The sequence below is a fragment of the Brachyspira hyodysenteriae ATCC 27164 genome (assembly GCF_001676785.2).
Classification (GTDB): domain Bacteria; phylum Spirochaetota; class Brachyspiria; order Brachyspirales; family Brachyspiraceae; genus Brachyspira; species Brachyspira hyodysenteriae.
In genome coordinates this window covers 2,266,262-2,287,852 of the sequence record NZ_CP015910.2, presented here as the reverse complement: position 1 = coordinate 2,287,852, position 21,591 = coordinate 2,266,262, and the positions used below count along the sequence as shown (strand labels likewise).

The 21,591-nt window shown below is 25.2% G+C and carries 17 protein-coding genes; 12 read left to right on the top strand and 5 right to left on the bottom strand.

Annotated elements, in window-relative coordinates; genetic code table 11:
- Positions 1-10: 10 nt before the first annotated feature.
- A complete protein-coding gene (gene mutS / locus BHYOB78_RS09995; RefSeq protein ID WP_020064019.1) occupies positions 11-2,674 on the bottom strand; it encodes a DNA mismatch repair protein MutS in 2,664 nt (887 codons plus the stop codon).
- Between the two features lie 187 nt (positions 2,675-2,861).
- Between mutS and BHYOB78_RS09990 the strand changes: the two genes are divergently transcribed.
- A complete protein-coding gene (locus tag BHYOB78_RS09990) occupies positions 2,862-3,485 on the top strand; it encodes a hypothetical protein (RefSeq protein WP_020064018.1) in 624 nt (207 codons plus the stop codon).
- Between the two features lie 161 nt (positions 3,486-3,646).
- Here BHYOB78_RS09990 and BHYOB78_RS09985 read toward each other — a convergent pair whose 3' ends face one another.
- On the bottom strand, positions 3,647-4,444 hold the full coding sequence (locus BHYOB78_RS09985) for a hypothetical protein (RefSeq protein ID WP_012670659.1): 798 nt from the start codon (positions 4,442-4,444) through the stop codon (positions 3,647-3,649).
- A 122-nt stretch (positions 4,445-4,566) separates the two neighbouring features.
- Here BHYOB78_RS09985 and BHYOB78_RS09980 point away from each other — a divergent pair, with 122 nt between their 5' ends.
- Positions 4,567-5,445, top strand: a complete 879-nt coding sequence (locus BHYOB78_RS09980) for an Rpn family recombination-promoting nuclease/putative transposase (RefSeq protein WP_020064016.1) — start codon at positions 4,567-4,569, stop codon at positions 5,443-5,445.
- 388 nt (positions 5,446-5,833) lie between these two features.
- Here the strand turns inward: BHYOB78_RS09980 and BHYOB78_RS09975 are convergent, their stop codons facing one another.
- Complete coding sequence (locus BHYOB78_RS09975; protein WP_020064015.1) at positions 5,834-6,712, bottom strand: ankyrin repeat domain-containing protein; 879 nt, start codon at positions 6,710-6,712, stop codon at positions 5,834-5,836.
- Positions 6,713-6,879: 167 nt separating this feature from the next.
- Between BHYOB78_RS09975 and BHYOB78_RS09970 the strand changes: the two genes are divergently transcribed.
- The 6 genes from BHYOB78_RS09970 to BHYOB78_RS09945 all read left to right on the top strand — a co-directional run bounded on the left by BHYOB78_RS09970 (position 6,880) and on the right by BHYOB78_RS09945 (position 14,816).
- Positions 6,880-8,031 (top strand): ankyrin repeat domain-containing protein, encoded by a 1,152-nt coding sequence (locus BHYOB78_RS09970; RefSeq protein WP_020064014.1) that lies wholly within the window; start codon positions 6,880-6,882, stop codon positions 8,029-8,031.
- Between the two features lie 267 nt (positions 8,032-8,298).
- Positions 8,299-9,642: an ankyrin repeat domain-containing protein gene (locus BHYOB78_RS09965; protein ID WP_020064013.1), complete on the top strand. Its 1,344-nt coding sequence runs from the start codon at positions 8,299-8,301 to the stop codon at positions 9,640-9,642.
- Between the two features lie 25 nt (positions 9,643-9,667).
- Complete coding sequence (locus tag BHYOB78_RS09960) at positions 9,668-10,819, top strand: ankyrin repeat domain-containing protein (protein WP_020064012.1); 1,152 nt, start codon at positions 9,668-9,670, stop codon at positions 10,817-10,819.
- 116 nt (positions 10,820-10,935) lie between these two features.
- Positions 10,936-12,045, top strand: coding sequence for an ankyrin repeat domain-containing protein (locus BHYOB78_RS09955; protein WP_020064011.1), 1,110 nt, complete (start codon positions 10,936-10,938; stop codon positions 12,043-12,045).
- A 400-nt stretch (positions 12,046-12,445) separates the two neighbouring features.
- Positions 12,446-13,543, top strand: coding sequence for an ankyrin repeat domain-containing protein (locus BHYOB78_RS09950; protein ID WP_020064010.1), 1,098 nt, complete (start codon positions 12,446-12,448; stop codon positions 13,541-13,543).
- 502 nt (positions 13,544-14,045) lie between these two features.
- Positions 14,046-14,816, top strand: coding sequence for a 4Fe-4S binding protein (locus BHYOB78_RS09945; RefSeq protein WP_020064009.1), 771 nt, complete (start codon positions 14,046-14,048; stop codon positions 14,814-14,816).
- Positions 14,817-14,844: 28 nt separating this feature from the next.
- Here the strand turns inward: BHYOB78_RS09945 and BHYOB78_RS09940 are convergent, their stop codons facing one another.
- Positions 14,845-15,297, bottom strand: a complete 453-nt coding sequence (locus BHYOB78_RS09940) for a hypothetical protein (RefSeq protein WP_020064008.1) — start codon at positions 15,295-15,297, stop codon at positions 14,845-14,847.
- A 331-nt stretch (positions 15,298-15,628) separates the two neighbouring features.
- Between BHYOB78_RS09940 and lysS the strand changes: the two genes are divergently transcribed.
- The 4 genes from lysS (at position 15,629) to BHYOB78_RS09920 (ending at position 20,881) form a co-directional block, all read left to right on the top strand.
- On the top strand, positions 15,629-17,161 hold the full coding sequence (gene lysS, locus BHYOB78_RS09935) for a lysine--tRNA ligase (RefSeq protein WP_020064007.1): 1,533 nt from the start codon (positions 15,629-15,631) through the stop codon (positions 17,159-17,161).
- A 96-nt stretch (positions 17,162-17,257) separates the two neighbouring features.
- Positions 17,258-17,686, top strand: a complete 429-nt coding sequence (locus BHYOB78_RS09930; protein ID WP_020064006.1) for a copper homeostasis and adhesion lipoprotein — start codon at positions 17,258-17,260, stop codon at positions 17,684-17,686.
- A gap of 179 nt (positions 17,687-17,865) precedes the next feature.
- On the top strand, positions 17,866-19,968 hold the full coding sequence (locus BHYOB78_RS09925; RefSeq protein WP_020064005.1) for a hypothetical protein: 2,103 nt from the start codon (positions 17,866-17,868) through the stop codon (positions 19,966-19,968).
- 16 nt (positions 19,969-19,984) lie between these two features.
- Positions 19,985-20,881, top strand: a complete 897-nt coding sequence (locus tag BHYOB78_RS09920; protein ID WP_020064004.1) for a metallophosphoesterase — start codon at positions 19,985-19,987, stop codon at positions 20,879-20,881.
- Positions 20,882-20,969: 88 nt separating this feature from the next.
- On the opposite strand, the gene msrA is transcribed toward BHYOB78_RS09920, so the two are convergent.
- Positions 20,970-21,578 (bottom strand): peptide-methionine (S)-S-oxide reductase MsrA, encoded by a 609-nt coding sequence (msrA, locus tag BHYOB78_RS09915; protein ID WP_020064003.1) that lies wholly within the window; start codon positions 21,576-21,578, stop codon positions 20,970-20,972.
- Positions 21,579-21,591 lie beyond the last annotated feature (13 nt).

Genomic DNA, 21,591 nt, shown 5'->3' with positions numbered 1-21,591 from the left:
TATGATATTTTTATATCATGCTTTTCCATTTATTAATTAAATTCATAGCATCAAGAGGAGTTATTGTATTAATATTCAAATCTTTTATCTCTTTTTCTATTTCGCTTTCTTTTTCTATTATTTTAGGCTCATCATAAAGCGGAAGTATATCTTTTGATTTTTGAGTATTTAATTCTATATTTTCTACCTGAACACTCGCATCGGCTTCAAGTCTTTTTAATATTTCAGTGGCTCTTTTTATAACTTTATTAGGAGCACCTGCTATTTTTGCAGCATATATACCATAACTAGATTTAGCTGCTCCTTCAGTAACTTTTTTCATAAATATTATTTCATCTTTGTATTCTTCAACTAATACTTTATAGTTTTTTACACCTTCCAAATCTTCAAGCATAGTAAGTTCATGATAATGCGTAGCGAATAGAGTTTTAGCTTTTTTATTTTCTTCATGAACTAAATATTCTACTATAGCCCAAGCAATAGAAAGTCCGTCATAAGTTGAAGTACCTCTTCCTATCTCATCCATTATAACAAGACTTTTATCCGTACAATGATTTAGAATGTATGCTGTTTCATTCATTTCTACTAAGAATGTACTTTCGCCTCTTGCTATATTATCGCTAGCACCAACACGTGTAAAGATTCTATCAACTATAGAAATTTTTGCACTTGATGCTGGAACGAATGAACCTATTTGAGCAAGTAATACTATCAAAGCTGTTTGTCTTAAATATGTACTTTTACCGCTCATATTAGGGCCTGTGATTATAAGCATATGTTCATTTTTATTATCTAAATATGTGTCATTTGGAATGAAGCTTTCTGTTTTTAGATTAACTTCTACAACAGGGTGTCTTCCATCTTTTATATCTATTATGCCGTCATCTGTTATTATAGGTTTTATATAATTATCTTCTTTAGCTAGGCATGCAAGTGAAGAATAAACATCTATTATAGAAATTACTCTTGCCATTTTGAGTATTGAGTTTAAATATTCATTAGTTTTATTTCTTACTTCAATAAATATATCATATTCTAAAGCATAGCTTTTTTCATTAGCTTCATTTATAATAGTTTCATATTCCATCAATTTGCTTGTGGTATATCTTTCGCTTCCTATTAATGTCTGTCTTTTTATAAAATCACTAGGTACTGAAGAAACATTTGATTTTGTTACCTCTACATAATAACCTATAACATTATTATATCTTATTTTAAGATTATTTATTCCTGTATCTAATTTATAGTTATGTTCAAGCTCGGCTATCCAAGATCTGCCTTCTCTTCTAGCTTCATTATATTTTTTTAATGTTTCATCATAATCATCTTTTATAATATCGCCTTCATTTATAACAACCTTTGGGTCTTCTAATATTGCACGTTCTATTAAATCAGTTATTATTTTTATATCATTGACTTCTTCAAAGTTCACATCTTCAAAGTTATTCATAGCAAGTTCTGTTACAACTTCAAGAGAACCTACTAAAAATCTTTTTAATGATACTAATTCCTTCGGATTAATCCTTCCAAGTGCCAATTTTGATGCTAGTCTTTCTATATCACCAATATCTTGAAGCAAATCTCTTATTTTATACATAAACTTTTGATTTTTATAGAAAAACTCTACATTATTAAGTCTTTTATTTATTTCTTCTATATTTAATAATGGCTCTACGATTATTCTTTTTAAATATCTTGCTCCCATAGAAGTTTTTGTTCTGTCTATGGTGTCGAACAATGTCATTTTATTATTATCATTTCTTATAGTTTCTAATATTTCCAAACTTGCTATTGTAGCATAATCCAAAGTCATAGAATCTCTTCTATTATATAGCTTAATATTTGAAATATGCTCAAGAGAAGTTTTTGAAAGTTCCTGTATATAGAATATAGTTGATCCTAATAATGATATTAAAAGAGGCTTTTCTTCTATACCGAAACTTTTTAATGATACTGTTTTAAAATGATTTGTTAGAGTTTTATATGCATAAGAATATTCTGCCGTATAATTTGGAGTAGTGCTATAGAATATATTATTAAATTTATTTTGAATTTCTTTTATAATAATACTTTCAGAAACGGATTCTATAGTCATAATCTCTTTAGGAGAGAATCTTATAATTTCTTCTGTAAGTTCATTAATAATTTCTTTTAAAGCTTCATTATGATTTTCTAAATTAGAATTTATTTCTGTGGCATAAAGTTCGCCTGTAGAAATATCGCATATAGATAAAGCTGCATTTTTCTCACTTTTTGACACTATTACAGAAGCTAAATAATTATTACTTTTTGATTCAAGGTATTTATTTTCTGAAATTGTGCCCGGAGTTATAACCTGAGTAACCTCTCTTTTTACTATACCTTTTGCTGTTTTAGGATCTTCCATTTGATCGCATATAGCAATCTTCATTCCTGATTTAACTAATCTTGATAAATAATTATCTATAGTATGATAAGGAACTCCAGCCATAGGAACATTAGCTCTCTTTGTAAGTGTAAGCCCCAATATATCGGACACTATTTTTGCATCATCGAAAAATACCTCGTAAAAATCGCCCATTCTAAAAAGAAGAATACTGTCACTATATTTATCTTTTATTTCTTTGTACTGCCTCATCATAGGAGTGAGTTTTTGATTTTCTTCTTTTTCGCTTCCAAAAAATGTTTCCTGCATATAGTTATCCGTTTATAAATTTTAGGGTTAGTATAATATATTTTTGTTCTTTAATCAAATTTGAATTTTATAATGAAATCTATTTTTTACTAATTAAATAATCAAAATTTAACAATATTCCACATTTTTTATGAGTTTATGAACTATAATTGGTTTTTATTATATTTATTTAATATATACTATTAATATGGATAAGTTAACAGATATTATAGTATCATTTATGACTGCTAGTAATTTAAAACCATTTCATAAAATTGTAATCATATTATTTATAGTTTTAGTATCTATATTTGCATTGTTAATTTTAGATAGTACTTTTTATTTTTCAAAGTATATAAAAAATAGGAATAAATTAGAGAATCTAGAAAAGATTGATTCATTATTAAAAAATGATAATATTGGTTATGATGATAAAAAATATTTAATAGAATTAAAAAAATCTATAATAAATGATTATAATTTAATTGACGATATATATGTTACTTTAAATGAAATTAGTAATAAATTTTTTAATTCTAATAAAAAATCTGATAATAATATAATTTTTAGTTTTTTATCTCATTCTTGGTATATAATAATTCTGGACATTATTGTAATAATTGCATCAATAGCACAATTATATAATAAAGAAGTATCTATATTTGGGGCTTTATCTGTAACTTTATTTTTTATAACTATATCAGTCCCTATGATATTTGGTATGAATGCAATAACTGAATTGATAAATTTGGATTTTGATATTTATATCAAAAATATTATATTGTCTATTATTTTTTTTGATTTTTATTATCATTTTGATGTTTATATATAATAAAGATCTTGATAAACAAAAAAATAAAAAAAATAATCCATGATATTTAATTATGGTAAATTAATATTATTATGATTTTATTCTATATACTTTCTTATAAAAATAACATTATGTTTTGAATTTTAAATTAGTATGAAATATACTAAATTTATTTATAACTATTATAAATATGAATATGCTTTTATATAATGGGCTAATAAAAGAGAAATTATAAATGACAATAATATTATTATAGAAATTATAATAAAGATTTTTATTTTAAATGTAAAGAAAATCGTTATTATAATAGAAGATATTATTAAAGATAAAACAAAAGATATTATATAACTAGCATTTACAAATATAAACCTGCTCCAAGGATTCATAAACTTCGATAACATTATATTAAAAACTGATAGCATTGCAGATGATAGCAATGAGTTTGATATACTTAATAAAATAATAATGTATTTATATTCATAAAATAAATATAATGTTATAAAAATTGATGCATATACAAATGATATTAATAATATATTTGAAATGCATTTAATGTTAAATAAATGTTTATATTCATTTATAAAAAGTTTTTCTAATATAAAATATACTGTATTAGCTAGTATGATAGAGATAAAATTAATAATAAGAAGAAGAGCATATCTAAATACTACTGCTTTATTAAAAACAATTTTTGTAATCAATATATATAAAATTAATGATATAACAAAACCAATAAAAGAAAATATAGTTTTATTTTTTATTTCTTTCTTGTAATTTTTGAAAATATTAGAATAAACTGTACGGGAATTGATAAACATAAATACTGAAAAGAAACCGAATAAATATACCGCATTAAATGTTATTAAATTAAAATTGTTTATATTTAGTAATGCTGTTAAATTTATTAAAGCAGATATTAAAGAGATTATTAAATTAACTCTTCCTTTGTATTGATATATTGGAGATGCATATTTGTTCATAATATTATTATATACTTTTTTCAAAATTAAATACTAGAATATCCATAAACTAGATATATTTTTTAATATATGTTTAATTGATACTATTTGACAAAGTATAAATATTTCATTATAATAATTTTATGGAATTGAGATCAAATAATAATTTTAATGTTTTAAATGATTACTTTGTGAGATATCTTTTCTCTGATAAAGGCAGTGAAGCAATATTATTAGACTTTATTAATTCAATAATGCTTGATTCTGGAATGAAAACTTTTAGATCTGTAGAAATATTGACCCCATTTAACTATAAAGAGAATTACGAAGATAAAGAAACTATTACAGATGTAAAATGCATTACACAAAATGGAACAGTTGTTATTATAGAAATACAATTACAAGGTAATTCAAGATTTCCAGAAAGAATATTATATTATTGGGCTTCTAATTATAGTAAACTTTTGAAACAAGGCGAAAAATATGATGCTCTAACTCCAGTAATTAGTATCAATTTGCTTAATTTTAATTTAGATGATAATGATTCTATACATTCTTGTTATATGATTTATGACACCAATAATAAAAGATTACTTACTGACCATTTACAAATACATATAATAGAATTGAAAAAATTCAAATATGATTCATTAGAATATGATTTAAATTGTTGGCTTAAATTTTTTACTATGAAAGATAATGATAATAAGGAGGTTATAATGTCAGAATTAGTAAAAGAGAAACCTATAATGGAAGAAGTACAAAGAAGATATAATAACTTTATTAAAGATAGATTAATGATGAATGAATATGATAAAAGACAAGCATATCTTTATGGCAATCAAATAATGCTAGAAGAGGAAAGAAGATTAGGAAGAGTAGAAGGAAAAGAAGAAGGTATTAAAGAGGGTATAGAACAAGAAAAATATTCTCTAGCCAGAAATATGAAAAATAAAAATATGGATTTAAATCTTATAAGCGAATTAACAGGACTTAGTATAGAAAAAATAGAAAAATTATGATATAAAAAATTTATATCATAATTTTAGTTCTATTAAAAAATAATAATATATACTGAAAATTTTTAAGTTTGTCAATCGATGCACTTTATGTAAAATTATAAACTTTTTTGCCGCACAAAAAAGTTTTTATCTTTCGGATACGCTACGCGAAAAACGCAATTACTAGAACTTTATATTAAATATATACTTATTAAATATAGGATATAACCTAAATTTAGACCATAAATGCAGTTTTTTTGGTTCTCGCCGAAGGCGGGCTGTGCCTTATATCAATAAAAGAACTGGGGGTTCGGGGGCTAGTCCCCGAAAATAATAAAAATATAAAAACTATTTTTTGACAAAGTATATTTGTTTAGGTATATATAATTTTAATCAGCATAAAAATCAATTATCTGAAAAATCCAGCTATATTTTCAATAAATCCTGATATTACATCTAATATAAAATACGATATAGAAACTATAATTATAATTGCAATTAGAAAAATATAATATAGTATATTAAATATTTTACTAAAAATTAATTTTATATTATATATAAATTCTCCGGGATACGCTTTTTTCCCGTTATTATTTTTTATGTTTTTATCTGCATTATTTTCTATAAAAAGAGATATAACTTTTTTTTCCATATTAATATCTCTATAATCATTATTTTTTTTATATGAAATTTTATGAAGTGCAGTATCTCCATCATTATTTTGTAAATTAATATTGATTCCGTTTTTTATAAGCATTTCAAAAATATCATATTCTTCTGTTCCTATATTATCTCTAGAAAGTATATAGTGAAGTATACCATTTCCGTCATTATCTTGTATATTAATATTTGCTCCTAGATTTATAAGTGTTTCAATTTTATATTTACTATCTGGAACTCCTATAATTTCACTTGATCCGAATTTAGGTTTACGATGTGAATTGTAGGACTTACTTACATCAAGTATAAGATTTTTTCCAGATTCGTTAATATCCATTCCATTATCTAATAAAACTTTTACGAAATTAGAGAAACTATTAGTGCTTAAATTAGGTATATAGTTATACCATGTCCATGTTTCAATGTTTGTTATAGAGTAAGTTATATATTCTTTATTGTTTTCAATATTTTCAATTACATATTTAAATTCATCAATATTTTCTGATATTACTGATTTGTATAATGCTGATTCTTTATTTGTTGCCGCTAAATTTTTAAAATCATCACTCACTTGAGCATAAGAAATGCACGAACTAATAATAAATATAATAATACATAATACTTTCATCATAAACCTCTTTTTAACCCAATATTATTTTTTTGATTATACACTATAGCAGTATACTGTGTCAATATATTTTTTATTAATTTATAATATACGATATAGTGGTAATTAATGTTTTCTTTACTTTTATATTTAATTGTGATATTATAGCAAACAATAATGATTAAGGAGTGTTTTATGAAAAAATAATTATAATGGCTTTAATATTAATCAGTATAATAAGCTGTAATTCTAAAAAAACCGATAATGCAGAAGTAACTGCAAATACTAATGCCGTTAATACAAATAAATTAACTTCTGCAATTAATACCAATACACTAGAAACCAATACAAAAGAGTATGAAGGATATGCCACTAATATTTATTATAGTGCTTCATCAGCTGAAAAATATTCACAAGCTATTGCAGATTTTAATCTCATAAAAGATAAAGCCTCTTTAGATGAATGGCAGTCAAAATATACAGATCAAACACCTATAAAGTTTGCTATTGATTATTATCCTACAGAAGAAAAAGCTATTGAATTAATATCTTATGGTGCTGATGTCAATCAAAAAGATTTTATGGGTCTTACTCCTTTAATGAATGCCTCAATTAACGGATATGTAAAACTAGCTATAGAACTTATAAATCATAATGCTGATGTTAATGCAAGAGAATTAGATTCAAGAGGTAATATATCTGCAGATTCTTTATTTTATGCTGTTAATGCTAATAATAGTTTAGAATTAGTTAAAGTTCTATTAAATTCTGGAGCAAATCCCAATATTGTTTATTCAGATCCCGAGGAAGGAAATTTTACTATATTAGACAGAAGTTTATATTATAATAATTTTGAAATATTTAAAACACTTGTAGAAAATGGTGCTAATATAGACAAAGTTAATGATAGAGGAGAGCCTTTTATTGTTAATGCTATTAGACGTGAACGTTTTGATGTAGTGAAATATTTAGTTGAAAAAGGCATTGATCCTACAATGAAATATACAGATTATAGAAATATACCATTTTCTTTATTAGCTGCTACAGTTAATAATAATGATACAAAAATAGCAGAATATTTAATAGATAAAGGTGCTGATGTAAATACTAAAGCTATTATTGATAATTATATGGAAAATGATATGACTTCAAATGATAAAGATAATAGCAAAGAAGCTGTAAATTTAATATTGACTGCTATTGAAAATGGAAATACATCACTCGTAAAACTTTTAATAGAGAAAGGAGCAGACACTACAGTTGTAAATAAGAAAAAGAAGACCGTATTTGATATAGCTAGAGAAAAAGGCTATGATGATGTATTAGCTTTAGAAAAATAATATAAGTGAGTCGACAGAATTACATAGAAATAAATAATAAAGTGAGAAAAAGCCGCCTCGATAATTCCAAAGTCATTATTGATGGGCTTATAGGCTTTTTCGAGCATAACAACAATAAATGGCAGATTTAATTGTCAGTTGTTTTTTTATTAAGAACATATTTTTTATTTATTTCTTATATACGGTATAATGGTAATTAGTATTTTTTTTACTTTTATATTCATTTATGGTATCATTAAATAAAATATGCTATTTAAGGTTGAAATTATGAAAAACAAAATTATTATTATCTTTATAATAACTATAATGACTGCAATAGCTTTATATGCTAGTAGTGGAAGCAATAATGATGAAGTAAAAGACAGTATTATAAATAATGAAGAAAAAACAGATGATATACAAATAGAAGATAATACATTAATAGATCCTGATAAAGAAGCTGATGAATATACTGAAAATGAAGAGATAAAAGAAGAAACAAAAAATAATAACACTTTTAATGACAGTAATAATTATAAATTAAAAAATACAGTAACTAAAAATGAAATAATAATACCTAGCGAAGAATTATTAAAACTATTAGAAAAAAATAAAAATAAAACAGGCGTTGCTGAAATGATTGAATTGATAAATGATGGCGGTATAAATGCTGCTTTAAAATATCAGCTTACTATAGGCGATGTTACACACTATACTAATTCTACCCCTTTAATGATAGCTTCATCATATGGGCATTATGATATAGCAAAAGCTTTGATTGATAATGGGGCTTTGGTTAATTTAAGAGCAGACGATGGATTTAATGCTTTAATGGAAGCTGTAAGAACTGATAATATAGAGATGGCAAAATTATTAATAGAACATGGCTCTGATATAAATATAAAAAATAAAGACGGTAAAAACATGATTATGATTGCATGCGAAAAGGGAAATGAAGAAATGTTTAATTTATTACTAGAAAATAATGCAGATATAAATGAAAAATCATCTTGGGGAGCATCTGCACTTATTTATGCTTCTGAAAAAGGCAATATCAATATAATGAAATATTTAATAGATAATGGAATAGATGTTAATGGAAAAGCTGATGAAAATGGGGACACTCCATTACTTTGGGCTGTTACAGGAGAGAATCCTTATGAAGCTTCAAAACTTTTAATAGAAAATGGTGCCAATGTAAATGCTACAAATGATGGCGGAGTTGCTCCTGCTACTATACTTGCGGCATCTACTCCTAAAGTGGTAAAACTCTTAAAAGATAATGGTGCCGATTTAGATACAAAATTTTTAGATTATTATCCTCCTATAGCAATTGCTGCAGGTGAGGGTAATTTAGAAATAGTTAAGGCATTGGTTGAAAATGGTGCTGATGTGAACTATTATCCTAATGATATAAACTATACTGCGATATTTCATGCTATAGACCAACATAATTATGAAGTTGCTGAATATTTATTTAAAAATGGTGTTGATTTAAATATAAAAATGAAACCTGATAATGACTATGGCAGAAGTATAAAAGAAAGCTACAATGTTTTAGAATATGCTGAGGCTATTCAGGATAAAAAAATGATTAACATAGTAAGCAAATATTATAAAAAGAAAAAATAAATTATTATAATATAAGGGGAATTAAATGAAAAAAATAATTATAACAGCTTTAATGTTAATCGGTATAATAAGCTGTAATTCTAAAAAAACTGATAATGCAGAAGTAACTGCAAATACTAATGCCGTTAATACAAATAATGCAAAAAACAATACTAAATTAACTTCTGTAATTAATACCAATACACTAGAAATTAATACTAAAGAGTATGAAGGATATGCCACTAATATTTATTATAATGCTTCATCAGCTGAAGAATATGCACAAGCTATTGCAGATTTTAATCTTATAAAAGATAAAGCCTCTTTAGATGAATGGCAGTCTAAATATACAGATGAAACACCTATAATGTTTGCTATTAATTATTATCCTACAGAAGAAAAAGCTATTGAAATTATTAATTATGGTGCTGATGTTAATGAAAGAACAGCAGATTTTGTAAAAATGACTCCTTTAATGTCTGCATCTAGTAGTGGATATTTAAAACTTTTAAAAGAGCTTATAAAAAATAATGCTGATGTTAATGCTAAAGATTATGACGGACTTGATGCTTTATTACATGCTATTGACTGTGCCACTGATGATAATGAAGTTAGTATTTTAATATTTAAAGAATTAATTAATGCTGGTGCTGAAGTTAATAATATTTATATAGGAGATGAAGGAGAAGACTTTTCTATATTAGATATTTTGATGAATTCAAATAATATTATGGACAGTAAACTTAATTTTGAGATATTTAAATTGCTTACGGAAAATGGAGCTGATATAAAAAGAGTCAATGAAAACGGAACACCAGTAATTGCAAATGTTATTAGAAAAACGTATCGTATTGATATTGTAAAATATTTAGTTTCAAAGGGTATTGATCCTAAAATGAAATATACTGAAAATGGCATTTCATATTCTTTATTATCTGATACTGTTTATGATGAAAGTACAGAAATAGCTAAATATTTGATAGAACAAGGGGCAGATGTTAATGTACCAGCATATTCTAAAGAAAGAAGTTTAATGATTGAAGCTATAGACAATGATATATCAGTAGAAAATACAGAATTAGTAAAACTTCTTATAGAAAACGGGGCTGATACTTCTGTAGTTAATGAAGAAGGTAAAACAGTATTTGATATAGCTAGAGAAAAAGGTTATGATGATATATTAGCTTTAGAAAAATAATATAAATAATATTTAAAGTGATAAACTCGCTAGCAGCAATAAGAAATTAGTATTTTATTTACTTTTATATTTACTTATGATATTATAGTAAATAATAATTATTTATGGAGTATTTTATGAAAAAAATAATTATAACAGCTTTAATATTAATTACTATAATAAGCTGTAATTCTAAAAAAACTGATAATACAGAAGCAACTGCAGATACTAATGCTGTTAATAACAATAATACAGAAATATCTAAGAATAAAATATCTAATAATGATGATGAAAAAATCTATCAGGGATATGCTTCTAATGATATGTGGAGTATATATAAAACTACAATGTTAGAAAAGGAAAAAAAATTATTTAATGAAATTGATTCTATAAAAGATAAAAAATCTTTCGATGAATGGCAGTCAAAAAATCCTAGTAAATCTTCTTTAGTATTTGCTATTGATAAATTTCCTACAGAAAAAAAAGCTATTGAATTAATATCTTATGGTGCTGATGTAAATATGAAAGATGATAATGATGGCAGGACTCCTTTAGAATTAGCTTCAAAAATGGGATATTTGAAACTTGTAAAAAAACTTATCAAAAAAGGTGCTGATGTTAATTTTAGAGAAGAAGAAGAAGAAGGAGGAGATATAGATGCTTTATATTATGCAGTAGAGTCTGAAAAAAATTATCATTTTGAAGTAGTAAAGGAATTATTAAATGCAGGAGCAGATACAGATATTATTTATGGTACTAGAAATATATTAAATGTTGCTATAATAGGAAGATGCAATTTAGAAAAAGTTAAACTACTTACAGAACATGGAGCAGATATAAATTATTCAAATTTTGAGTATGGCCCCGTAATTGCTGTTGCTATTTCTCAAGGATGTATTGATATAGTAAAATATTTAGTTTCTCAAGGTGTTGACCCTGCTATGACATATACCAATGTTCATTCATACTCAGGTAAAAGTTATTCATTACTTAATGCTGCAGTAAGAAATAAAACTACAGAAATAGCAGAATATTTAATAGAACAAGGTGCTGATATTAATACTCAAACTGATAGTGTTTCTGGTTTACCTTTAATATTTGTTGCTCTTAGAGTTGAAAATATTGAACTTCTTAAACTTTTGATAGAGAAAGGTGCAGATACTTCTGTTGTTGATAAAGACGGAAAAACAATTTTTGATTTAGCTAGAGAACAAGGCTATGATGAGATTGCAGCTTTAGAAAAATAATATAAGTGAGCCGACAGAATTGCATATAAATAAAAAGCCACCTCGATAATTCATTATCGAGGGTCTTATAGGCTTTTTCGAGCATAACAACAATAAAAGAAGACTGTATTTTATATAGTTAGAGAAAAAAAATAAAAAGCGAGCCGACCAAGTAGGTACCCTTTGGGTAGCCAGCAAATAAATTTATTTATTTGCTGATTATAGGCGTAGCCAAGTAGGCACCCTTACAGGTGGCGAGCATAACAATAATAAATGGCAGATTTAATTGTCAGCTATTTTTTTATTAACAGTATATTTTTAATTGATTTATCATATACTGTATAATGGTAATTAATATTTTCTTTACTTTTGTATTTACTTATGATATTATAATAAACAATAATGATTAAGGAGTATTTAAATGAAAAAAATAATTATAACAGCTTTAATATTAATCAGTATAATAAGCTGTAATTCTAAAAAAACTGATAATACAGAAGTAACTACAGATACTAATGCCATTAATACCAATAATACAGAAATATCTAATAATAATGATGAATATGTTGAAGATAATAATATTGAAGAAATTAATACTGATACTGCAGAAATTAGTGAAGTACCAGAATGGGATTTGGAGGCTTTTAATGATCTTAAAAATGTAAAGGATGCTGAGTCTTTAAAAAGCTTTGAAGAGAAACATGGAGAAAGAAGTTTAATAATGGCATTACAATACGGTGATAAAAAAATGGTTACAGAATTACTTTCTTACGGTGCTAATGTTGATCAGACTTATGTTGATAATGATAGTCCATTAAAAACAGCTTCTGCAAAAGGATATTTAGAACTTGTAAAAGAGTTTATAAAAAGAGGGGCAGATGTTAATTTTATAGGAGAAGGAAATATTGATGCTTTACATTCAGCAGTAATGTCTACAAATGAAAATAGTTTAAAAATAATGAAAGAATTATTAGAAGCAGGTGCTGAAGTAGATCTTGAGTACGGCTGGGAAGAACCTGTTCCTATATTATTTGAAACAATTGGATATGTTGGAGAATCAAAATGTTATTTAGATAAATTTAAAATGCTTGCTGAATATGGAGCTGATATAAATTATGTTGATAGTTATGGCTATCCTTTAATTGATTATGCTGTTAAGTCAGGCTGTTTAGATATAGTAAAATATTTAGTTGAAAAAGGCATTGATCCTGCTATGAAATATGAACTTAAAGAATACTATCCAAATGTAAATATTTCATTATTGGCTAGTACTCTTTATAATAGTGATACAGAAATGGCAAAGTATTTAATAGAGCAAGGTGCTGATGTAAATACTCCTATACCTTCAGAAGATGGTTATCCTTTACTGCTTCAGGCTATTGACAATGGAAATACATCACTCGTAAAACTTTTAATAGAGAATGGAGCAGACACTACAGTTGTAAACAAAGAGAAAAAGACTGTATTTGATATAGCTAGAGAAAAAGGCTATAACGATATTGTGGCTTTAGAAAAATAATTACAATTAAAAAATCGAGCAGCTGATAACTGACGAAGGAAGTTATCAGCTCTTTATAAGCGAGATTTTTTAATATATAAATAAATAAAAAGCCGCCTCGATAATTCATTATTGAGGGCTTATAGGCTTTTTCGAGCATAACAACAATAAACAGCTGATAACTGATGATGAAGTTCTCAGCTGTTTTTTTATTAACAGCAATAATAAACTTGTTTCAAAAGTAATTGATATATAATGAAAATTTTTAAGTTTGTCAACTGATTCACTTTATATAAATGTTATCTATTTTTTGTAGCACGCTATGCATAAGGCAGCAACTTTGGCGAAGCTCACAGAGTGTAGCGGCGGGAAAAAGTTGATAGTACATTTACAAAATATAAAAAATTAAAAATTTCAGTATATAAGATAGGTTATCACTAGCAACAATAAAAAATAACATAATATAATATTGATAAAGTAGGAAACTTAATTATAATTAATTAAATTATATTTGGAGTTTTATATGAAGATATATGAAATTATTTTCAGCCCAACAGGCGGAACAAAAAAAGTTGCCGATGCAATTGCTTCAGAAATAAGCCAAAAAACTAACAGCAGTATAGAAAAAGTCGATTTAACTGATTATAGTATGGATTTCTCAAGCGTAAAAATATCTCAAGATGATATTGCTGTTATTGCAGTACCGTCTTATGCAGGCAGAGTTCCGGAAATATCATCAAAGCGTATATCTCAAATAAAAGGTAATGGAGCTAATACTGTTATTGTATCTGTTTATGGTAATAGAGATTATGAAGATACTTTAATTGAACTTTACGATATAGCAAAAGATTTAAATTTTAAAGTTACTTCTGCTATAGCGGCAATTACTAAACATTCTATAGCTTATAAATATGCTTCTAATAGACCAGATGAAAACGATATAGCAAAACTTAAAGAATTTGCAGGTAATATAATAAATGCTTCTGAAGTTTTAGATGAACATAAATTAAAAGGCAATCGTCCATATAGACAAATAAGTAAAGTATCCTTAGTGCCGAAAACTACAAATAAATGCAATGATTGTAAATTATGTGCTAAGAAATGTCCGGTTCAGGCAATAGATATTAATAATCCTAAAATAATTGATAAAAATAAATGTATATCATGTATGAGATGCGTTTCAATATGCAATTCATCAGCTAAAAATATTAGTAAGATTATGTTAGCTCTAGTTCATTTTGCTTTGAGAAAATCATGTTCTAAAGCAAAAGATTATGAATTTTATATTAACTAATTATTTATTATAGATTAAAACTATATTTTTATTTATCTAGTTTCGGTGATACATATATATTATTTTGCTTCAATTTAAAACCAAATACAATTACAACTATTGCTAATATTATAAATATGAATGCCATAACTAATGTATATATTCTAGGTTTTGTTACTATAGTATTGCTTATTTTATCATAAAGTATTTCAGTTTTTGAGTTTACTGAAAGATTATTATTTGAATATTCCAAATATGAATTTGTAAGTATTATTTTTTTCCCTTCATAAGTAAAACTGTAAATTACATTTGCAAATTTTTGTTTTTTTATAATACCATATTCATAATGTTCAATACTTTCTATATTTGCATTTACTTTAATTATATTTTCACTATTGAATCTAAAATTAAGATATATTATAATAAATGATGCAGATAAAAATATCAGCCCTATGAAAAATAGTATAGCTTTGTATTTTATAATTTTTAATTTACTATTCATATATTAATAATAATATATTTTTTAATATTGTAAAGTAATTAATAGTATTCATTAAATGAAATATTATAATTGGTTTATTTTTTCTTATTAAATATAATATATTCAAGATACTTATTTTTATATTATAAACACTAAATTAAAAATATTACATAATATACTTTATCAAATGTAAATTCAATTATATTTATTTGAAAGAATATCATATTTAATTTATTTATATTCAATAATATTAATTTTTTATAGAATTTTTTTTATTTTTAATATATATTTATAGCAATATTTTTCATGTTATTTCATTATAAATAACAAATAATTTAAGAGGGATAATTTAATGTCAGAAAATCAAAATAATTCTGAAAATACACAAAATGAAAAAAATACTAGTGTAGAAAAAAATGCAGAAAAAGAAAACAGAAGAGAGAAGTTAAATACATTGAGAGGTATGGGAATAAACCCATTTCCAAACAGTTATGATGTAACTTATAAGTCTCATGAGATAGCAGAGAAATTTGAAGAGTTGGAGAAGAATGAAACTGAAGTTGCAATTGCCGGAAGAATTATGCTTTATAGAGTAATGGGTAAATCTTCATTTTTAACTATAAAGGATGCTGAAGGAACTATTCAGGCTTATATACAAAGAGATAAGGTAGGCGATGAATTTTATAATACAGTATTTAAAAAATTAATAGATATAGGAGATATTGTTGGTGTAAAAGGTACTGTTTTTAAAACTAAAACAGGTGAAATAACTATATATGCAAATGAATTAAAATTATTAACAAAATCATTAAATCCTTTACCTGAGAAATTCCATGGCTTAACAGATACAGAACTCCGCTACAGACAAAGATATGTTGATTTGATAATGAATGATGATGTTAAAGAAGCATTTATTAAAAGATCAAAAATGATTTCTGCTATAAGAGAAGTAATGATAGAAAATAACTTTTTAGAAGTAGAAACTCCTATGATGCATCCTCTGATTGGAGGAGCTAAGGCTAAACCTTTCATCACACATCATAATACTTTGGATATGACATTATATTTGAGAATAGCTCCTGAACTTTATTTGAAAAGACTTGTAGTAGGCGGTTTTGACAGAGTATTTGAGCTTAATAGAAATTTCCGTAATGAAGGTATATCTACAAGACATAATCCAGAGTTCACTATGATGGAAGCATATATGGCTTATGCTAATTTCCACAAAGTTATGGAATTGGTAGAAGAAGTATTCTCAAAAGTATGTTTCAAATTAAATGGAAAATATACTTCTCAGTATAAAGATTATGAGATTAATTTTAAACCTCCATTTGCAAGAGTACCTATGGTTGATTTGGTTAAAGAGCATTCAGGACTTGATTTTAATGCTATACTGTCAGATGATGAGGCATTAGAGAAAGCTAAATCAGTAGGTGTAGAAATAGATACTTCAAAAACTAAACCTTCTAAATGGGAAGTAATGGTGGCAGTATTTGAAGAAAAAGTTGAAGAGAAATTGATACAGCCTACATTTGTTATTAATTATCCTAAAGCTGTTTCTCCTCTTTCAAAATCTTATCCTGATAATCCGGATATTACAGAAAGATACGAGTTATTTATAGGCGGAATGGAAATGTCTAACGGATTCAGCGAGCTTAATGACCCAATAGATCAAAAAGAACGTTTTGAGGAACAATTAAAAGCTAAAGCACGCGGTGAAGATGAAACTATGGATATGGATTTAGACTATATCAATGCTTTGGAATATGGACTTCCTCCTACAGGCGGACTTGGAATAGGTATTGACAGAATGGCTATATTATTCTTGAATGTTGCTAGCATTAGGGATACTATTCTTTTCCCTCAGATGAGAAAATTAGATTAATTGTTTAAATGTATAAAAAAATATAAAAAATTTATTACTAATTTCATACTATTTTGTTTTACATAAAACAAAATAATATAATTAAAGAGGGTAAAAATGAAAAGAATCTATTTACTATTTATCATTTTTGTGCTTGCAATTTCTTGTTCTAATAAAACAGAAAGCACTCAAAACGCTGATTTAAATGCTGCAGCAAATACTAATAATAATGAAGCAGCAGAAACTCAATTAACTTCAAATACTCAAACTTTTGAAGGTGATTTTGTTTATTATGCTGATTCTGCTAATTTCAGCAATTACACAGAAATGAAAACTTATCCTGTAGCTATGGAAGGCGAGTATCTTAATTTAGAGAGAGAATATACAGGATTTAATTTTGCTGAACCTACTAAAGTTAATCTTAAAGTTGAGGGTTATTTAGAAGAAAGACCTGGAATGGAAGAAGGTACTACTAATATGTTCTTAATAGTTACAAAAGTTATAGGTTTTGATACTAATAAAACAACTCCTTTATTCCAAGAATAATAAAGTTTAATTAGATTATATGATGCTGGCGTATAATTTCTTATATGTCAGCATTTTTATTTTTTAAATATATTAGTTTATAATTGCTTATCAAAAAATAATATTTACTATTTACAAAAATGACTATTAAGATATAATCTTTTTTTATATTATTATGATTATTTTTGTTTGGGATATTTATGAAAAAAATTAATATACTTGTTTGTTTAATATCTATAGTAATTACATTTACTGCATTATTTTCTTTAAGTTATTTAGCTAAAAATGATTCTGATACTTCTTTAAGCAATATCAATATAATGAATAGTACTTATAAAGAATCAAGAGATTATATATTAGATGATTATTATATATTTGATTATTCTAATAAAGAGCAGAAATTAAGAGAAATATTTAAATCTGGTCCTATAACCTCAAGACTAAAATACAGAGCTAGTTTAATATCTCATTTGGGAGAGGAAGAAATAGTAATAAATGGTATTGATATAAAAAATGATAATGAAGTTTTTGGTATTTTAAATAATAATATATTAGAAAATTTCAATACTGATAATTCAATTATTATAAGTAAATCAATAGCTTCAGTACTAGATGTTAATACTAATGACACTATAATATTAAAACTTATTACAAAAACAGGACATTATAATGCTGAGGAATATAATATAATAGAAGTATCTGATAAATTAAATTATAATTATGCTTTAATAGATATAAATAATTTAAATAATTTTGTAGGTTTAGAAAATGCTGCTACTGAAATATATGTTAAGAATAATATAAGTTATAAAAAAATAATTGATTATAATAATGATATAAAACAAATTTTCGGCGATGATTTTGGAGCATATAGCAAAAAAGATGTTTTGGCAGATGATTATAAATCTAATGAAAATTATTCTAAATATAAAATATATATAATATTAATATATTTATTTACTTTACTTTCTGTATTTATATTTATTAACTCATATACTATTTACAGTTATAAAGAATTACTTAAATCAAAATTATTATATAGTGTAATTGGATTTGTAATATCTTTTATTATATATATTTTTATATTATTTTATAAAGGTGAATTTGTATTTGATTATATATATCCATTACTTCTTATTGTAAATATATTATCTGTTATTTCATCAAATGTTAAATATCAAGTTTGGGAGAAAGTATTTTTACAAGATGAAGAGTACAAGAAAAACAAGAATATATTAATTATATTCGGACTTGTATGCACATATACAATAGTATTTTTGGTATTGTACGCATCATTTTTTGTGTTTGCAAATCAATCAAATCAGAATTCTGACAATAAATCATCTGAAAAAATTGTAAGGATAGTAAAGAATAACACATCAAGAAATACATTTTTATTCAATGGTTCAATAGATTTTTCTACAAATAATGCTGTAAGTAATGATATTAATAATAGTATAACTAATTTATTATTTAAAGAAATTAGTTCTTATGATGAGTATGCTGATATAGAAACAGTATTAACTTTTCCTGTGGGAGTTGTTATAAGAACAGGAAGCATATATTCTAGAGTTTATGCTTATGATAAAAATATATTAGAAAATGGAATGAGCGTATCAAATATCATTGTAGAAGGGGAGATGTTTGAAAGTCCTAAAAGAGAAATTATAATAGGTAAGGATTTAGCTAATTATTTGAATTTGAAGATAGGAGATGCTTTATCACTGATAGCAAAGGCATCAAGAGGCTGGCTTGAAACAGGATATTTTTATGTAAGCGGAATATATGATTTGAAAGATAAAAATTATGATATTATAGGCGATGTAACTGCTATGAATAGTTTTATATATCTTAAAGAAGGTGATAAATCCCCTTATAATGAAAGCATAATAGTTTTTTCTGATAATGATGATATATATTCTCTTTTAAATGGAAGTGAAATAATAAATAATAATGATTTAAAAATTGTTTCTGCTGATAAAGTATATTATATGGAAAATTCAAGTTCAATTAGAAACATTACTATTTTGCTTATAATAGTTTTAGCTTTTTCTCTTTCTTTATTATCAGCATCTGTATTATCTATTTTTCACAGAAGATTATCAAAGTTTATAAATACTTGGAATAAGAGTTTATTATTAAATGGTTTATATTCTTTATCTTTTATTATTTCTTTAATATTATCTATTTTAATGATATTTATTTTTATGATATTTAGTATTAAATTGGTATTATTTAGTATATGTATAGTATTGTTATCATTTGTACTATCTCTTTTAATATCTAATTATAATTATATATAGAGGTTAAGGATTAAAAATGAATTTTTTAAAGAAAGTATCAAAAAGAAATAAAATAATATTTTTAGTAGTGATTATATTTTTATTTGTAATGCATTTATATATGTATAAAACAGCTCATTCTATGAGGGTGAGATATATTACTTTAGAATTTGAAGATTTGCCTAAAAGTTTTGATAATATGAAATTGGCTTTAGCTGCAGATATGCATGCTGGGCTTTATATACCTGAAAGTCATGTAATAAGAATGTCTGATTTAATAATGAATGAAAAACCTGATATGATATTATTTGGAGGCGATTATATTTATAGTGCTCCTCATAAATTTAGTCATTATGATAAAAAGAATACTGAGAAATTCAATAATGGAATAAAAGGCTTGGAAGCTAAATATGGTAAATATGCTGTTTTAGGTAATCATGATAATTGGGAAAGTACTGAAGATGTTTCTAATGCTTTGTATTCTAATGGATTTAAAGTAATTGATAATGATATTTTATTTATAACAAATGAAAGCGGAGAATGCATATCTATAGGAGGGGTAGGGGATTTTTTAACAGATGATGTTAAATTTGATATTGCCACTAGTAATGTTAAAGCAGAAGATTTCCATATACTATTATCTCATGAACCTAATATACCTTTGAAAAGAGCAAAAGACGGAGGATATATGAAGTTTATAGATTTCTTTTTCTCAGGACATACTCATGGACTTCAGATAAGTTTTCTTCCTATGTGGGTATGGGAAGGAATAAACAAAAATAGAGAATATCCTCTTTTTCCTGCTGTTTACGGACTTATGAATTATGGTAATATGAAAGTTTATGTTACTTCAGGAATAGGTGCTGTTCTTATGCCGCTTAGATTATTTGCTTATCCTGAAGTAGTTATAATAACTTTCAAAAGCAGTAAGTAATAAATTAATAAAAAAGTAAAAATAAAAAATAGGCTTTAAATATTAAAAATTTAAAGCCTATTTTATTTTTTAATCATTATATTTTTAATTAAAATATTTTTGTATAGAAATGACAATAAGGCATAGATCCTTTTCTAGCATAATAGTTCTGATGATAATCTTCTGCCTCATAGAAATTTTTAAATGGTCTTATAGTTGTAGCAACATCATATTTTTTTTCTCTTAGCATAGCAACATATTTTTCTGCTGTTTCTTTTTCTTCATCATTCTGATAGAAAATTGCAGATAAATATTGCGATCCTATATCAGGACCTTGTCCATTTTTTTGAGTAAAATCATGAGTTTCAAAGAAAAGTTTTACCAATTCTTCATAAGTTGTTTTTTCAGGATCATAAGCAACTCTTACAGTTTCTAAATGTCCTGTAAGTCCTGTGCATACTTCCTGATATGTAGGGTTTACTTTATGTCCGCCTGCATATCCGCTTACAACAGATATAACACCCTTTGATTTTTCAAACCAATATTCTGTTCCCCAGAAACATCCTGAGGAAAAATAAGCATATTTTACATTTTCAGGCATAGCTGTATTATTGTTCATATTGTTACCTTTATCATTAATATTTTGGCTGTTAAGCTTTTGAGAGCATGAAATAATTGATAATAAAGATAAGATTGTTATTATTGTTTTTTTTATCATAGTATATTAAACT

Bases quoted from the DNA above. Each gene is read 5' to 3' on its own strand.
- msrA (WP_020064003.1), bottom strand. From the start codon at position 21,578: ATGATAAAAAAAACAATAATAACAATCTTATCTTTATTATCAATTATT.
- BHYOB78_RS09960 (WP_020064012.1), top strand. From the start codon at position 9,668: ATGAAAAAAATAATTATAACAGCTTTAATGTTAATCGGTATAATAAGC.
- BHYOB78_RS09980 (WP_020064016.1), top strand. From the start codon at position 4,567: ATGGAATTGAGATCAAATAATAATTTTAATGTTTTAAATGATTACTTT.
- BHYOB78_RS09930 (WP_020064006.1), top strand. From the start codon at position 17,258: ATGAAAAGAATCTATTTACTATTTATCATTTTTGTGCTTGCAATTTCT.
- BHYOB78_RS09920 (WP_020064004.1), top strand. From the start codon at position 19,985: ATGAATTTTTTAAAGAAAGTATCAAAAAGAAATAAAATAATATTTTTA.
- mutS (WP_020064019.1), bottom strand. From the start codon at position 2,674: ATGCAGGAAACATTTTTTGGAAGCGAAAAAGAAGAAAATCAAAAACTC.
- BHYOB78_RS09990 (WP_020064018.1), top strand. From the start codon at position 2,862: ATGGATAAGTTAACAGATATTATAGTATCATTTATGACTGCTAGTAAT.
- BHYOB78_RS09950 (WP_020064010.1), top strand. From the start codon at position 12,446: ATGAAAAAAATAATTATAACAGCTTTAATATTAATCAGTATAATAAGC.
- lysS (WP_020064007.1), top strand. From the start codon at position 15,629: ATGTCAGAAAATCAAAATAATTCTGAAAATACACAAAATGAAAAAAAT.
- BHYOB78_RS09940 (WP_020064008.1), bottom strand. From the start codon at position 15,297: ATGAATAGTAAATTAAAAATTATAAAATACAAAGCTATACTATTTTTC.
- BHYOB78_RS09985 (WP_012670659.1), bottom strand. From the start codon at position 4,444: ATGAACAAATATGCATCTCCAATATATCAATACAAAGGAAGAGTTAAT.
- BHYOB78_RS09965 (WP_020064013.1), top strand. From the start codon at position 8,299: ATGAAAAACAAAATTATTATTATCTTTATAATAACTATAATGACTGCA.
- BHYOB78_RS09925 (WP_020064005.1), top strand. From the start codon at position 17,866: ATGAAAAAAATTAATATACTTGTTTGTTTAATATCTATAGTAATTACA.
- BHYOB78_RS09945 (WP_020064009.1), top strand. From the start codon at position 14,046: ATGAAGATATATGAAATTATTTTCAGCCCAACAGGCGGAACAAAAAAA.
- BHYOB78_RS09955 (WP_020064011.1), top strand. From the start codon at position 10,936: ATGAAAAAAATAATTATAACAGCTTTAATATTAATTACTATAATAAGC.
- BHYOB78_RS09975 (WP_020064015.1), bottom strand. From the start codon at position 6,712: ATGAAAGTATTATGTATTATTATATTTATTATTAGTTCGTGCATTTCT.